At 58.9% G+C, this 14,804-nt stretch carries 13 protein-coding genes; 4 read left to right on the top strand and 9 right to left on the bottom strand.

The genetic code is table 11. The features are described from left to right. Positions 1-377 precede the first annotated feature (377 nt). The 5 genes from rplL to IEX36_RS00045 all read right to left on the bottom strand — a co-directional run bounded on the left by rplL (position 378) and on the right by IEX36_RS00045 (position 5,135). Positions 378-758, bottom strand: a complete 381-nt coding sequence (rplL, locus tag IEX36_RS00065; protein ID WP_188757353.1) for a 50S ribosomal protein L7/L12 — start codon at positions 756-758, stop codon at positions 378-380. Positions 759-905: 147 nt separating this feature from the next. Then, entirely contained in the window at positions 906-1,508 is a 603-nt protein-coding gene (gene rplJ, locus IEX36_RS00060; protein WP_188757352.1) for a 50S ribosomal protein L10, read from the bottom strand. A gap of 75 nt (positions 1,509-1,583) precedes the next feature. Then, positions 1,584-2,294 carry a 50S ribosomal protein L1 gene (gene rplA / locus IEX36_RS00055; RefSeq protein WP_188757351.1) on the bottom strand — a complete coding sequence of 237 codons (711 nt, stop codon included), beginning with the start codon at positions 2,292-2,294 and terminating at the stop codon, positions 1,584-1,586. Positions 2,295-2,511: 217 nt separating this feature from the next. Beyond that, entirely contained in the window at positions 2,512-4,011 is a 1,500-nt protein-coding gene (locus IEX36_RS00050) for a PAS domain-containing sensor histidine kinase (RefSeq protein WP_229668571.1), read from the bottom strand. Positions 4,012-4,130: 119 nt separating this feature from the next. Further along, positions 4,131-5,135 carry a sensor domain-containing diguanylate cyclase gene (locus tag IEX36_RS00045; RefSeq protein ID WP_188757350.1) on the bottom strand — a complete coding sequence of 335 codons (1,005 nt, stop codon included), beginning with the start codon at positions 5,133-5,135 and terminating at the stop codon, positions 4,131-4,133. A gap of 145 nt (positions 5,136-5,280) precedes the next feature. On the opposite strand from IEX36_RS00045, the gene IEX36_RS00040 reads away from it, so the two are divergent. Both IEX36_RS00040 and IEX36_RS00035 read left to right on the top strand, forming a co-directional pair. Next, positions 5,281-6,303, top strand: coding sequence for a Dyp-type peroxidase (locus IEX36_RS00040; protein ID WP_229668570.1), 1,023 nt, complete (start codon positions 5,281-5,283; stop codon positions 6,301-6,303). A gap of 191 nt (positions 6,304-6,494) precedes the next feature. Continuing rightward, the gene (locus IEX36_RS00035; RefSeq protein ID WP_188757349.1) at positions 6,495-7,574 is read left to right on the top strand and encodes an SPL family radical SAM protein; all 1,080 of its coding nucleotides are present in this window, start codon (positions 6,495-6,497) and stop codon (positions 7,572-7,574) included. A gap of 45 nt (positions 7,575-7,619) precedes the next feature. On the opposite strand, the gene IEX36_RS00030 is transcribed toward IEX36_RS00035, so the two are convergent. The 3 genes from IEX36_RS00030 to IEX36_RS00020 all read right to left on the bottom strand — a co-directional run bounded on the left by IEX36_RS00030 (position 7,620) and on the right by IEX36_RS00020 (position 8,977). Then, positions 7,620-7,973 carry a MoaD/ThiS family protein gene (locus IEX36_RS00030; protein WP_229668569.1) on the bottom strand — a complete coding sequence of 118 codons (354 nt, stop codon included), beginning with the start codon at positions 7,971-7,973 and terminating at the stop codon, positions 7,620-7,622. A gap of 87 nt (positions 7,974-8,060) precedes the next feature. Beyond that, a complete protein-coding gene (locus IEX36_RS00025; protein WP_188757348.1) occupies positions 8,061-8,435 on the bottom strand; it encodes a DUF6321 domain-containing protein in 375 nt (124 codons plus the stop codon). A gap of 2 nt (positions 8,436-8,437) precedes the next feature. Further along, on the bottom strand, positions 8,438-8,977 hold the full coding sequence (locus tag IEX36_RS00020; RefSeq protein WP_188757347.1) for a DUF488 domain-containing protein: 540 nt from the start codon (positions 8,975-8,977) through the stop codon (positions 8,438-8,440). Between the two features lie 118 nt (positions 8,978-9,095). Between IEX36_RS00020 and IEX36_RS00015 the strand changes: the two genes are divergently transcribed. Then, positions 9,096-10,196 carry a hypothetical protein gene (locus tag IEX36_RS00015; RefSeq protein WP_188757346.1) on the top strand — a complete coding sequence of 367 codons (1,101 nt, stop codon included), beginning with the start codon at positions 9,096-9,098 and terminating at the stop codon, positions 10,194-10,196. 89 nt (positions 10,197-10,285) lie between these two features. Here the strand turns inward: IEX36_RS00015 and lon are convergent, their stop codons facing one another. Next, complete coding sequence (lon, locus tag IEX36_RS00010) at positions 10,286-12,733, bottom strand: endopeptidase La (protein WP_188757345.1); 2,448 nt, start codon at positions 12,731-12,733, stop codon at positions 10,286-10,288. 489 nt (positions 12,734-13,222) lie between these two features. On the opposite strand from lon, the gene IEX36_RS00005 reads away from it, so the two are divergent. Continuing rightward, a complete protein-coding gene (locus IEX36_RS00005) occupies positions 13,223-14,320 on the top strand; it encodes a hypothetical protein (RefSeq protein ID WP_188757344.1) in 1,098 nt (365 codons plus the stop codon). Positions 14,321-14,804 lie beyond the last annotated feature (484 nt).

Raw genomic sequence — 14,804 nt, 5'->3', positions numbered from 1 at the left:
ATCCACCTCGACCCCGCAAGGGGCCGCGTGCCGCCACAAACGCGGCAAAGCGCTCAGAGGGACAGCCCGCCCCTTGAGCGCAAAGTTCGACTTGTGCACTATTTCTGAGTTGCTGGTAATAATGTCTGCCGCCATTTGAGGTTCGCCTTACCCCAAAGTTGCCGCTCGCCTGAATCCCATTCCATCATGCGCATCTGCCGCTCGAAACGCATAACGACCGGCCCCATAACCCGCTCAATCAACAGGATAGGCCGGAGTACCGCCGAAAAATCTGCCCGTCTTCCAAAATGGCCCGCCAAAGAACACGCCAAGGCGGAACGAAATCCCTCAACAGAAAGAATATCGCGTTCCGCCCCAGCTTGCAAGCCGACAGGTTACTACTTGATTTCGACTGCTGCGACGCCTTCGAACTTCTTCGCAATGGCGGCCGCGTCTTCCTTCGAGACGTTCTCCTTGAGAGGCTTCGGAGCGCCGTCAACCAGGTCCTTCGCTTCCTTCAGACCAAGCGACGTCACTTCGCGTACAGCCTTGATGGTGTTGATCTTGTTCGCGCCCGCATCCTTCAGGATGACGGTGAACTCGGTCTTCTCCTCAGCCGCCGCAGCCGCACCCGCGCCGCCGCCCGCCGCCGGAGCAACAGCAACCGCTGCCGCTGCCGCCGAGACGCCAAGGCGCTCTTCGAGCTTCTTCACCAGAGCCGAAGCCTCCAGGAGGCTCAGGCTAACGATTGATTCTTCCAACTGCTGAATGTCTGCCATGTCTATTTCTCCAATCCAAATCTAAACTTCATAAAAATCAACTACTTATTACCCGCCGAAGCCCTACCGCCGCTCCAGCCGCCCAGCCCTTCCGAGGTTCCGTTGCGCCCAGACAAGCGCCCCCGGCAAGACCAGACAAAATTCGCTCTACGCCTCTGCCGCCGGAGCTTCTTCCGCAGCAGGGGCCGCTTCCGCAGGAGCTTCCGCCGCCGGAGCCGCAGCCCCGGCAAACTTGCCCTTCTCGACGCCCTGGTTGATCACCACCGCCAGGTCGCGTCCCGTCGCATTGATGACCGTCGCCAGACGCTGCGCCGGAGCATTGATCAGGAAGAGCAGCTTCGCAAAGATCTCTTCCTTGCCCGGCATCGTCGCCAGCTCGCCAATCTCCGCGACACTGAGAACCTTGCCATCCACAATCCCCAGCTTGAAGGTGAACTCCGAGTTCTCCTTCACCCAGTTCGACAGCGCCTTCGCCAGCGCCACCGGATCGCCCGACGTATACGCCACCGACGAGACACCCTTCAGCCCCTTCAGTGCGGCCTCAATCTGCGTGCCTTCGCCGGCGCGTGCCGCCAGCTTGTTCTTCAAAACGTGATAGTGGCCGCCCGCGCCGCGAATCGTCTTGCGCAGCTCGAAGTCCTTCGAGGCCGTCAGCCCCGTAAACGTGCCAATAATCGCGGAGGTCGAGCTCTCCAGCTCGCCCGCCAGCTTCTTTACCTTCTCCGACTTGGATGACCTGCTCAGTGCCATAAAAACCTAGCCTTTAGCTGCCAGCCCCAAAGGCTGGCCGAAAATTACGCCGCCTCACGCGGCCAGAATCCCGAGTTACGCCTTGTGTGCCGCCTCAAGCGCCGCATGATCCAGCGGAACCCCCGGGCCCATCGTCGAGCTCAGCGTCACGCCCTTGATGTACTTGCCCTTGGCCGCCGAAGGCTTCGCCTTCACCACACTCGCAATCACCGTCGTCGCATTGTCAACCAGCTTCTGCGCATCAAACGACAGCTTGCCTACCGGAACATGCACCAGCGCCGTCTTGTCCGTGCGGAACTCGACCTTACCGGCCTTGATCTCCTTCACAGCCGACGCCACATCCGTCGTCACCGTGCCCGTCTTCGGATTCGGCATCAGGCCCTTCGGTCCGAGCACCTTGCCCAGACGGCCCACCGACTTCATCATGTCGGGCGTAGCAATCAGAGCATCAAACGCCGTCCAGTTCTCTTTCTGAATCTTCTCGACCAGCTCTTCGCCGCCGGCAAACTCAGCGCCCGCCGCCTGCGCATCCTTCACCTTGTCGCCCGAAGCGATCACGGCCACAATCTTCGACTTGCCTAGGCCATGCGGCAGAACGACCGTGCCACGCACCATCTGGTCAGCGTGCTTGGGATCGACACCCAAACGCAGCGTCAGATCGACGGTCTCGTCGAACTTCGCATACTTTGCTTTCTGGAGCAGCGGAACCGCGTCCGCCAGAGCGTAAGGACGGGGCTCAACGAGCGCGCGCGCCTTCGCCAAATTCTTGGAAATCTTCCGTGCCATCTTCCCTCATCTCCCACCCCACTCGGAAAACCGCTCCGGGGCGTGGTATATCGACTGCGCCCAACGGCAAGTTGAGACGCTCTTTTGAGTATGCCAGAAAGAGGCCGGCAATGCAATCAATGACCTCTGCCAGCCACCCGCTACCCCTGGGTTGCGGATCAACTGGAAGAGCGGGAAAATCATTGCTCTCCCAAACTCAATTTGGAAGCATTGCCTTTCACGGCCTTTCCCCCAAGCCATCGAAAGGCAGATAGATGTTGACGAGAGTCCCGCTATCGCCGGGCTCAGTACTGCTCGAAATCGATATCCGTCCCCGATGGCATTCCACAAGTTGTTTAACGACCCACAGTCCAATTCCAGTTCCAAGATTTCCCTTGGTGGTAAAGAAGGGCTCGAAAATCTTGCTCAGATGCTCGCGCCGAATACCTTGCCCGGTATCGTTCACAATAACTTGAAGACCATCTCCCTCAGACTTCATGGTTCGAGTTATCGAAATCGACAGCGTGCCACCCCGCGGCATTGCATCGATGGCGTTCGAGATGACATTCGAGAAGATCTGAACGATTTCGCCAGCACGAACATTGACCTTCTTCAGATCGACATATTTCGCATCAACTGCGATGCCATGATCTAGAATCCTGCCGCGGTATACAGCAAGCACGTTTTCCATCAGCTCGCTCAGATGAACCTCTGAAGGCGATGCAGTGTCCCGGTAGTAGCCGAGGGCACGCCGTGCGATGTGTGAAACCCGTTCCAGCTCACCCTCTGCCATGGCCAGGTAATTTTCGATTTCATGTTTTGAAACCCCATCCTGGCGGGCAAGAAAGATCAGGTTCAGCACGGACGAGAGCGGGTTATTGATCTCGTGAGCAATCGCAGCGGCCATCCGCCCGGTAGTAGCAAGCTTCTCCGCCTGAATTACCAACCGCTCCATCTTTTTTCTGTCCGAGATGTCCCGCGCGATCTTCGATGCTCCAATGACCTCTCCCTTGCTATTGCGAATGGGAGAGATCGTGACGGACACTTCGCAGACCTCGCCACTCTTGTCGATTCGTATAGTTTCGTAGTGTTCGATCTTCTCGCCGGCTCTGAGTTTGCGCAGGATTTCATCCTCTTCGCAATAGAGATTTTCGGGAATCAGGCGCAAAATCGACCTGCCGATCATCTCTTCTGCTTCATAGCCAAAGATTCGCTGAGCTCCCTTGTTCCAGCTCGTGACAATTCCATCCAGATTCTTGCTGATAATGGCATCGTCGGCTGAATCAACGAGTGCTGCGAGCCGCAAGCGGCTTTCATCCGCGCGCCAGCGGTCAGAGATGTCGCGCCCAATCTTCGAAGCTCCGATGATAGTTCCGCTATCGTCCTCGATAGGCGAGATGGTGACGGAGATCGGAAATCTCTCTCCGTTCTTTCTGACTCTGATCGTTTCGAAGTGATCGATGCGTTCGCCTGCGCGAATCTTGGACAGAATGAAGTCTTCTTCGTGACGCAACTCTTCAGGAATCAGGCGCAAAATAGATTGGCCAATGATCTCATCCGCTTCATAGCCAAAGATACGATGTGCTCCTTCGTTCCAACTGCTGATGATGCCGTTCAAATCCTTGCTGATAATCGCGTCGTCCGAAGACGCAATGATGGCTGCAAGAAAATTCTTCGCGGCTTCCGTCAGTACATTTGGTTTGCCAAAGAGCTCGACGGCAATTTTCGTTTTGGTCAACTGAAATCAGCTCCGCGCAGGAACGAGACATGTCCCCATGCTGGACGTGCATGCACGCTACTGGGATGGATGCCGCTCCATGCATTTTGGTTATTCGGACGATTGAAGAATGAGAGAAATCACACGCTCGTCGAACGGGCAAACTCGTCCACCAACTCTGTTGTGGAACCACCATTGCGAGCGCGTGCAGCCAGCAGCAAGCTCTCATCGAAGATGCAAAGGTTATTGCGCCCCGTATCTTTCACGTTGTACATCGCCACATCGGCGTTCGAGAGCAGTTCTTCAGCCGTGCGGCCTCCCTCGGGAAAGATCGAGACGCCAACGCTAAGTGTCAGCCTAACCTTCCGCAAGCCGATCTCAATAGGCTCTGAAGTATTACGAATCATCTGCAAGCCGCAATGCTCAATGTCCTCGATACCCCGGAAGTCAGGCATCAGAATCACAAACTCATCCCCGCCCACACGCGCCACCGTGTCCGCCTCGCCCACCGACGAGAGCAGCCGCTGCCCCACCGTTGCGAGAAGAACATCGCCATCCGCATGGCCGAGCGAATCGTTGATCTGCTTGAAGCAGTCAACATCGATCAGAAACACCGCAATTCTCCGGCCCTGATTCTGCGCGTGAACGACCGCCTGCCTCAGCCGTTCATGCAGCAGCGTGCGATTCGCCAGCCCGGTCAGATGATCGTGATGCGCAAGATAGTGGACATGGTCCGAGCGGCGGCGATGCTCCGTAACATCGCGGCTCGTAATGGCGATGCCGTTGCCAAGCCGCACAACCTGCACATTCAGCCAGGTCGCCTGGATCATCTCGTCATCAATAAACACTTCACAGGTGTAAGGAACCCCGGTACGCACCACCTCACGATATTGGTGAATCAGCCCGGACTTGATCATGAACGGTCGTACTTCCGTCAGGACCTTCCCGTAGAGGCTCTCCCGCGGCACACCAAGCCGCCGCTCCGCATTCGGGTTGATGTAGCTGAAGGTGAAATCGACGATAGCGCCCGAGGCATCCGCAATGCCATCGAAGATATAGAAATCATCCAGGCTGCACTCCGCGGCAGTCAAAAACCGCGCATGGTCCACCGCATCGGATGGACTTCCCCTTCGCAGGGATCGCATCCATACAGCTTCAAAAAAATCGAGAACCCGGCCCCAGAAACGTTTCGTGCGCATACTCAGCTTTCGGCCCTCTCGGACGCGCGAAAGAATGACAGGAAGTAAGTATATCGCTGCCACCAACAGAACCGCTCACCAGCGCCAGATCGTGTCCCAATTCGGAACTGCTCCGGGCAGCATTCCCGCTTTGAAAATCCCCAGGCATTCCACGCTCGACCAACGCGACGCATTCCGCCGAACCACCCCGACCTTCAACCTGCCATATCTGCTCGATATAATTGCCCGCATGTACACGCCACAGGCTGGAATCTTCGCGCTGGGGACCTCCTCGCACGCCTATCTCGAGTTCAATATTCTGGACGCAAGCAAGCGCGAGCAGTTCGCCGCTACCATCGCGGCCATCCGCGAACCGCGAACCACCACCGGAGGCGTAAACTTCGTCATCGGCTTCCGGCCCGAGTTGTGGAGCAATCTCGTCCCCACCGACACCCCTCCCGGCGTCGAAGGTTTCAACCGCGACATCCGCGGCATCGAAGACTTCGTCATGCCTGCCACCCAACACGACGCGCTCGTATGGCTCTCCGGCAGCGCCTACGATGTCCTCTTCGACATGGCCCGCTCCGTGGTCCGCGACCTCACCGGCCTCGCCTCTCTGGCCGACGAAACCTCAAGCTGGCCCTATCGGCACGACCGCGACCTGACCGGCTTCATCGACGGCTCCGAGAACCCCACCCTGCTCGACGCTCCCACCGCGGCCCTCATTCCCGAAGGCGCTCCCGGCGCTGCAGGCTCCGTACTGCTGCTGCAAAAGTGGAAGCACAACGTCAACTCCTGGGAAGCGCTGCCAATCGCTCAGCAGGAGCGCATCATGGGCCGCTCCAAGCCCGACAGCGTCGAGTTCACCGACAAGGCCACCGACGCTCACATCGTCCGCACCGACCAGGACGCCTTCGGAAAGATCTTTCGCCGCAACATGCCCTACGGCGGCGTCGAAGATCACGGAACCATGTTCGTCGGGTTCAGCGCCGACCAGAAGCGCCTGGCCAACATGCTGGACAGCATGGCAGGCATCACCAACGGCATCCGCGACGCGCTCACCCGCTACACCCAGCCGCTCACCGGCTCCTACTATTTCGTGCCATCCATCGAAAGCCTGCGCCAGCTCCGCTAAAGCAGCTCTGATTGAGTCGCAGTCTTGAGGGGGAGTGGCTTCAGCGAAGGGGCGTGGCTTCAGCACGCCATAACATCCCTCGTTGCAATGAGGCTTTAGCCTCTGAGAAATGCACCCGTAGACCACTGTTGAAAACTCCCGCTTGACTTCCCGCCAAACCCGTCCTAATCTCATTCCATTGAGGCGAACAAATGGCGAAAACAACCTCCCCCAACCTCTTCCCCATCCTCGACCAGCCTCACCTCACCGGCATTGCCCGCCTCGCCGCCGAAGCCACCCACGCCGACCAGGGTCACCTCATCGAATTCCGCGCCCTCAACGTCCGCAGCGTCCTCAACCACACCACCTCGCGCCGCGGCCTGCCCTTCGCCTGGAGCATCAACCCCTACCGCGGATGCGAGTTCGCCTGCCGCTACTGCTACGCCCGCTACACCCACGAATTTATGGAGCTCCGCGACCCGGCCTCGTTCGAGCGCATCATCTTTCTTAAGAAGAACGCCGCCTGGTTGCTTCAACAGGAGCTCCGCCACATCGACCCCGCCGACGAGATCGCCCTCGGCACCGCCACCGACCCCTACCAGCCCATCGAGCGCCGCGCCCGCATCACCCGCAGCCTGCTCGAAGTCTTCGCCGCCCACTCCGGCTACCGCCTCGGCATCGTCACCAAATCCACCCTCATCGCCCGCGACACCGACCTGCTCCAGCAGATCGCCCGCCGCAACTCCCTCACCGTCCACATCACCATCACCACCGAAGACACGAGCCTCGCCCGCAAGCTCGAACCACGCGCCCCACGCCCGGACCTCCGTTTCGCCACCGTCACCCGCCTGCGCGCCGCCGGACTCCGCGTCGGCATCCTCTGCTGCCCATTACTCCCCGGAATCACCGACTCGGAAGAGACCCTCGACGGCATGGCCCGCCGCGCCGCTGCCCACGGCGCATGTTTCTTCAGCGCCAACCCGCTCTTCCTCAAACCGTGCTCGCGTCCTACATTCCTGAGCTTCGTTCGCGAGCACTTCCCCACCCTCGTCGCAGACTACGCGCGCCGCTACAGCCACGCCGACTTCGTCTCCCCCGCCTACCGCACCGAGATCGCCACCCGCGTAGCCCGCATCTGCCGCCGCTACAACCTCGGCCGCCGCTCGGTCGGCGAGATGATGACCATCCCTCCCCAACCCGCCGCAGCCCTCCCCTTCACACCTCCACGCAAACCGCCCACCAGCGCCACCGAGCCACTCCAGCGCCCACTCTTCAACTCAACCGCTGGCTGATTCACGGCTGTGCCATTCCCTGCCGCCCAACATCTTTCAAAGTTGTCATTCTGACCCTGAGCGAAGCGAAGGGGAAGAACCCCAGTATTTCTTCTGACCGGGCGAACACGTCTCAGGCGGCAAGCCCCCACTCACCGGAGGCAGCAGCGCAACCTCATCCCCATCCTTCAGCAAAACCGAACCCTGCGCATACTCCCGGTTCACCGCCACCGCAATCGAATCCCACACCGCGCCCGCAAGTCGCTCCCGGCAAACCCGCACCAGGTCCGCCACCGAAGCCCCATCCGCCAGCTCCAGCCACTCACCCTCGCGGCCAAACCCATCCTTCAACGCGCCAAAATAAAGCACTCGCACCCGCATCACAAAAGCATACGCGACCCCGCATATTGCCTTACGCACAACCACTGCACGTCATCTCGACCGGAGCGCAGCGAAGTGGAGAGACCCCCGCATTTTGTCTTTGCCGCACGACAACCTGCGGAGCCGCTACAACTTCTTCACCGCCCGATACTGCGCCAGCAGCTTCCGCCCCTCCACCGCCAGCGCATACGCCTCATCCACCGTCTTCGGCACCGGCTCACCCCACGCATGCGCGCTCAACGCCAGCCTCGTCGGCTTGCCATTCTTCACCATCGGCCCACGCGGATTCGTAAACATCCTCACCAGAAACGACCCCTTCCGCCGCATCTTCTCCGGAGTATCCGCCGGCCCCTTCACTCCCGGCTTCAAATTTGCTCCATCGCGCAGCCGATAGTACTCGCGCCCCACATCCGTCAGCCCACCCTTCGGATCGCGTCCCGCCGCAGGCATCGACCTCGGCGCCTTCACCATCTTCTTCGCAGATTCCTTCTTCGCCCGCATCATTATCCCTCAAACAGCTCCCCATCCCCCGGATACCAAACCCTTCCATCATCCACCCGCGCAAACTTCGTCATCGCATGAGGCCGCCGCGAGCTTCGCCCATCCGGCTGCACAAAAATATCCTCCACCACCCCACCCCGCGCCAGCACCGCATCTCCAATCAGCGACCGATGACACCGCCACGGCACCGCCTCCGCGCACATCACCACCGCGCGCTCAAAGTCCGCCAGCGCCATCAGCCACTCAATCTCATTCCGAAAGTGGTCCGTCTGCATATAGTCCGCATACCCGCGAAACGCCTCATGGTGCCAACCCACATTCACACTGTCAGCCAGCGCCTTCCGCCGCCCACCCAATCCCTCACGCCAAACCGCCCGAATCCCCGCCGCCTCCAGCGAAGCAAACAACCGCACCTGTCCAAACTGCGGATACCGCCTCGACCCGGGAAACCTCCGCACGTCGACCAGCGTCGAGACGCCATTCTCCCGGAGCGCCCCGAGAAACGCCTCGATCGTCAACGTCGAGTGCCCAATCGTCATCATCCGGCCAATTCTCCTACGAAACCCCGAACAGCCCCAAATCAGCAGAGAGCATCACCGACATATTTGTCTGGTATCATTTCCGCCCGAAGCAGAAAGATCAACCAAGGCGTCCTTTCCCATGGAACTGGAAGAGCTTGTCGAGAAGTTCGCGAAGCTGGGAGAAAAAACCGTCCTGTGGACAACGGTCTTTGCCGTCGGTCTCTGTCTTCTGCTCATTGAGCTCGCCGAGCTGCTGCACCAGGGCTCGGACTTCCTTGAAAAGCTCATCCATGCCGGGGTTTACCTGCAAAAGGACGAAGTCAGGCCATACCTCTGGTTTCTCTCCCTGTTCGGATTCCTCATCTTCGCCACTGTCGTCCTCGCCGTGCTTCTGCTGCATGCAAAACTGAACCGAAAGACCCTGGGAGCTTCGCAGAACTCCCTGATCGCGGATCTCACGCAGCAGAAAGCCGGCCTTCAGGAGTCCAATCGGCGCGCGCAAACCTGCATCACCGCCATGATGACTGCCGCCATCCACATCAGGGCACAGCAGACTCCCGACGCCAGCCACACCATCAAGACCATCGAGAATGTTCGCATCATCTATCGCATCTCGAAGGATTTCTCCGCCGACGTCATCCGCGAATACACCGTCAAGGCAGCAGGCGACCCCCTGCACTTCTGGCAAAGCTCCATCACGCCCTCAAGCTACGCCACTCCCGCCGAATATCTCGACGACATCCGATTCCAGGTACTCGACATCACCCGGCCCAACGAGCCCGCTCCGGTCACCTTCCTGCAAACTGAAAATCAGCCCCTGCACAAAAGTGTCTGCATCTACTTTCTTCCGCGGCTGGAACCAGGAGACCCTGCCCGCGTCATTCAGGTCTCGTACAAATGGCCGGGATACTTTCTCGAAATGAAGAACTCAAAACGAGAGAACATCGAATCCAGCTTCAAGACCGCCGAGACAACCAAAAGCGTCCGCATCGAAATCTTCCTCCAGGACGGCAGCGGAGGACACTCGGTTGCGAGGTCCTTACCAAGCTTCACCCCCACACCCTCACCCCAACCCAGGACATTCAAACCAAGTGGAATGGATACGCCTACGAAGCGAAAAACCTCGCCCCGGACTTCCACAAACACGAGCTCCTCGCCAAGTGGACCCCCTCCTAAGCTCGCCTCACGCAAAAAAGCAGCCACAGGCAAAGCGATCAGCTTGCCCGCGACTGCTCTTTGACAATATAGCTAGCGCCGAAACGCTCTAGCCTTCCGACTCGTCATTCTGCGTATCGCGCATAGAAACACCCCTTCCTCAACTTTACTCTCTTACACCCCGGCGTGCAGCACCTCTTCCCGCACCACCTCATCCTCCACCTTTTCCCGCGGAGACTTCGGCAGCGCCACAGCCAGCACATCCTCAATCCGCGACGCGTAATGAATCGTCACGCCTTCAATCTGGTCCGGAGTCAGGTCTTCCTCCACCTGCTGCCTGCACTCCGTCGGCATGATCACATCGCGCACGCCCACGCGTTTCGCCGCCAGAAACTTCTCCTTGATCCCGCCGACCGGCAGCACATTGCCGCTCAGCGTAATCTCGCCCGTCATCGCCGTCAGCGGATGCACCGGCGTATCCGTCAGCAGACTCACCAGCGCCGTCGCCATCGTCACGCCCGCCGAAGGCCCATCCTTCGGAATCGCCCCCGCCGGCACGTGAATATGCAGATCGATGTCCTTCGTGAAGTCCTCATCGAGTCCAAGCTCCTGCGCGTTCGACCTGACCCACGTCAGCGCCGCCTGCATCGACTCCTTCATCACATCGCCGATCTGTCCCGTGATCGTGAAGCTGCCCTTGCCCTTCATCCGGTTCGCTTCGATGAACAGCACATCGCCGCCCGCCGGAGTCCACGCCAGCCCCACAGCCACGCCAGGCCGCTTCGTCCGCTCCGCAATCTCCGTATCCACACGAACCTTGACCCCGCCCAGAAACTCCTTAATCACCTCCGGCGTAATCAACACCTTCTCCGTGCGGCCTTCCGCAATCCGCCTCGCCACCTTTCTGCAGATCGTTCCAATCTGCTGCTCCAGCTTCCTTACGCCCGACTCACGCGTGTAGTGCCTGGCAACCACAGCAATGCTCGCGCGCGGAAAATCAATCAGCGCCGGGTCCACACCGTTCTCTTTAATCTGCCGAGGAATCAGATAGGTCTCAGCAATATTCACCTTCTCCTCTTCCGTGTAGCCGGTCAGCTCAATAATCTCCATCCGGTCCAGCAGCGGCCCCGGAATCGTATCCAGCTGGTTCGCCGTGCAGATAAACAGCACCTTGCTCAAATCAAACGGCTGGTCCAGATAGTTATCGCGAAACGTATTGTTCTGCTCCGGGTCCAGCACCTCAAGCAGCGCCGACGCCGGATCACCGCGAAAATCGCGGCCCAGCTTATCGATCTCGTCCAGCATGAAGACCGGGTCCTTCACCTCAACTCTCTTGAGGTGCTGAATAATCTGCCCCGGCAGCGCGCCAATGTACGTGCGCCTGTGCCCGCGCAGCTCCGCCTCATCATGCATGCCGCCCAGCGAAATCCGCGAGAACTTCCGCCCCAGCGCCTTCGCAATCGACCGCCCCAGGCTCGTCTTACCCACGCCCGGAGGCCCGACGAAGCACAGAATCGGCCCCTTCATATCCGGCTTCAAACGCCGCACACTCAGGTAGTCCAGAATCCGCTCCTTCACCTTCTTCAAGCCGTAGTGGTCCGTATCCAGCGTCTCCTTCGCCTTCTTAATGTCCACCTCGCCCGAAGAAGTCTTCGACCACGGCAGCACCGCCAGCCACTCCACATAGTTCCGCGTCAGGCCGTAGTCGGCAGCCATCGGATTCATCCGGCTCAGCCGCCCCAGCTCCTTCAGCGTCTCCTTCTTCACTTCCTCCGGCATCCCGGCCGCTTCAATCTTCTCCTTCAGCTCCGCGATGTCCTTCTGGGTATCATCCTGATCGCCCAGCTCCTTCTGAATCGCCTTCAACTGCTCGCGCAGATAGTAGTCCCGCTGCGAACTCTGCACCGAGTCCTGCACCTCGCTCTGGATCTTGTTGCGCAACTGCTGCACCTCAAGCTCCTTCGCCAGATGTTTGTTGATGCGCTCCAGCCGCGCCGCAATGTCCGGCGTCTCCAGCAGCTCCTGCTTATCGAGCGTCGTCAGAAACGGCAGGCTCGAAGCAATAAAGTCCGCCAGCCGCCCCGGCTCTTCAATATTGATCGCAATCGTCTGCAAGTCGTCCGACAGCGTCGGCGACGACGTCACAATCGTCTGAAACTGGCTCACCACATTGCGCTGCAACGCCTCCATCTCCGGCGTCTTCAGCGGCTCCGGCTCGATAATCGTCTCGCAGTCCGCCACCATAAACGGCGTCAGCTGCGAAAACTCGCCCAGATGCACACGCTCATTGCCTTCCGTGAACACAAACAGGCTCTGGTTGGGCATCTTCACAACCTTATGCACCGTCGCCCGCGTGCCCACGGCATACAGGTCTGCCGGCTGCGGCGTATCCTGCCGCGCATCACGCTGCGCCACCACCAGAATCGTCTTCTCCTCGCCCAGCGACTGAATCAACTGGATCGAGCTGTCCCGCCCCACCGTCAGAGGCAACACGGCATGAGGAAACAGGACCGTATCGCGCACCGGCAGCACCGGAACCGGCCGCTGCCCGCTCTCTCCCTCAACGCCCGGGTCGCCGTTTCGCTCATTCGGCTTGATGACGCTTACAAAATCGCTTGCCATTGAGTGTACCTCTATCAAATTATTTACCAACAACTCTACTAAATTCCTCGTTTAGATGCACGAAACCCCAGTTCGGTCGCAACCCACCCTGAACCTTCCAAATTGACGCAACCCACTCTACTCCGTAATCGACCCACATCAAGCTGGAAATCCACAAACTCAGCCGATCCATGCCTCAACTACCACAAAATAAAAAACATGCACCCATCGATACCCCCCTTCACCGCTGCCTCTAAGCTTTGCCGCTGCTCTGCCTTTGCCGTTGCCTCTGCCTCTGCCGTTGCCTCTGTCTTTGTCGTTGTCTTTGCCTTTGCCCGTTGTCGTTGCCTCTGAGATAGGCCCGGACTTCAGTCCGGGCATTCCCGGCCCAAAAATAACCCTGGGCTTTAGCCCCCGGGATATGCCTTCATCACCCTTCGTATAAGCCCGACATCAGCCCCCAAAATTCCACCTCCCCCAAACCACTTCTTCGGCTAAACTGCTCGGCACATGAAAAAGCCGGTCGGCATCATCCTCTCAGCCATCGTCCTCATCCTGGTCGGAATCTTCTGCCTGCTCATGTCCCTCACGATGGCCTTCGCCGGGGTAATCGACAACCCGATCGCAGCCTCCGCCACACCCATGCCGCACCTCTTCACATTCCTCATGGTGGGCATCGCAATCTTCTACCTTGCCATCGCCACCTGGATGGGCATCACCGCATACGGCATCCTGCGCCTTCGCCGCTGGGCCCGCTACTCGATTCTCGTCATCAGCGCCTGTATCGCTTTCTTCAGTTTGATGTCCGTTTTCGGAATCGCGGTCTCCTATTTCGCCATGCCTCAACTGCCGGGCGCAAATCCGCATGTCCTCGCGATAGCCTTTCTTGCAATCGCGCTCTTCGAACTGGTCTTCACCGCAATCGGAACCTGGCTCTTCGTCTACTTCATCCGCCGCCCCATCCGCGAACTCTTCGACGCCGCGAACCTTCTCCCGCTCGAACCTTACCCCAACCTGAATCTCCCTCACGACGGAACCTACGCAACACCGCCGCCCCCGCTCGTCTATCCAGCCGCACCCTACAAGACCTACACCGGCTTCTTCTCAAGCCCCAGCCACGCACCGGCAGCCATCAAAGTCCTGGGCTGGATCTTCCTCGTAGGCGCACTTTTCATCGTCCCCTGGATCTTTGCGCCCTTTCCCGGATTCATGTTCGGCATGATCATTCCACAGCCTGAATCGCATCTCATGTTTCTCGCCTTCGCGGTCCTCGGCGCATGTATCGGCTACGGTCTGCTCAAACTCAAAAACTGGTCCCGCCTCACAGCAATCGCCCTGATTGTCGTCGGCTTCATCAACTATGCGGTATGCCTGTTGCCCCAGGCGCAAAACCAGCTTCGCGTCTACTCCGCTGTAATCACCGCCCACATCACCAGCCTCGTCCCCGCCGTCCCAGGACAACCCAAATACCTCTACACCTACCCAACATCCATGCTCTTTTTCGGAATCGCGGTCGGACTCGTCATCAATCTGGTCGTCCTCTGGCTGCTGCTCCACTACCGCTCCGCATTCACCACCCCATCCGAGCCCCAAACCGAATCCGTCTAGAGAGCGTTCCCTTGTGGCTTCCCTTTTGATGCTGTCATTCTGACCCTGAACGAAGTGAAGGGGAAGAACCCCCGCATTTTGCTGAAAGAGCCTCGCGCTTTTGAACGCCCTGGTTCATTCGCACAAAACGCGAACTTCCTCGTTTAAGGGCACGCGTTCACGCGTGCCATAAAGAAAACTGCGCGAAGCGCATTCCGCTCTGCCGAAGGCCGGAGTGAAGCCCACAGGGCGAAACGACCCAATTCCCCCCGCCACAAACTCCCACCACACCTGTCAAGACCAGCCAAACCCAAAAATCAACCCAACCCACTGATTCCAATCACGATATTTTCCAATCAAAGTTGGCGGTTTAGTTTTCCCAACACACTACAATAGAAATGAAGATTATCCCCTTGACGCAAGGTGGTCTCCAATGAGACCATCCGGGGGATGCAGAGTTCCATTGCCTACATGCGACAGTTCTTCGCTACGTTCCTGCACGAAT

Source organism: Edaphobacter acidisoli, assembly GCF_014642855.1.
GTDB classification, from domain to species: Bacteria; Acidobacteriota; Terriglobia; order Terriglobales; family Acidobacteriaceae; genus Edaphobacter; species Edaphobacter acidisoli.
Note: the sequence above shows the minus strand (reverse complement) of the source record. Positions and strands in the feature narration are given on the sequence as shown.

What these genes read in the sequence shown, in the direction of transcription:
- lon (WP_188757345.1), bottom strand. Translation starts at nt 12,733, where the DNA reads ATGGCAAGCGATTTTGTAAGCGTCATCAAGCCGAATGAGCGAAACGGC.
- IEX36_RS00045 (WP_188757350.1), bottom strand. Translation starts at nt 5,135, where the DNA reads ATGCGATCCCTGCGAAGGGGAAGTCCATCCGATGCGGTGGACCATGCG.
- IEX36_RS00035 (WP_188757349.1), top strand. Translation starts at nt 6,495, where the DNA reads ATGGCGAAAACAACCTCCCCCAACCTCTTCCCCATCCTCGACCAGCCT.
- rplA (WP_188757351.1), bottom strand. Translation starts at nt 2,294, where the DNA reads ATGGCACGGAAGATTTCCAAGAATTTGGCGAAGGCGCGCGCGCTCGTT.
- rplJ (WP_188757352.1), bottom strand. Translation starts at nt 1,508, where the DNA reads ATGGCACTGAGCAGGTCATCCAAGTCGGAGAAGGTAAAGAAGCTGGCG.
- IEX36_RS00005 (WP_188757344.1), top strand. Translation starts at nt 13,223, where the DNA reads ATGAAAAAGCCGGTCGGCATCATCCTCTCAGCCATCGTCCTCATCCTG.
- IEX36_RS00015 (WP_188757346.1), top strand. Translation starts at nt 9,096, where the DNA reads ATGGAACTGGAAGAGCTTGTCGAGAAGTTCGCGAAGCTGGGAGAAAAA.
- IEX36_RS00025 (WP_188757348.1), bottom strand. Translation starts at nt 8,435, where the DNA reads ATGCGGGCGAAGAAGGAATCTGCGAAGAAGATGGTGAAGGCGCCGAGG.
- rplL (WP_188757353.1), bottom strand. Translation starts at nt 758, where the DNA reads ATGGCAGACATTCAGCAGTTGGAAGAATCAATCGTTAGCCTGAGCCTC.
- IEX36_RS00020 (WP_188757347.1), bottom strand. Translation starts at nt 8,977, where the DNA reads ATGATGACGATTGGGCACTCGACGTTGACGATCGAGGCGTTTCTCGGG.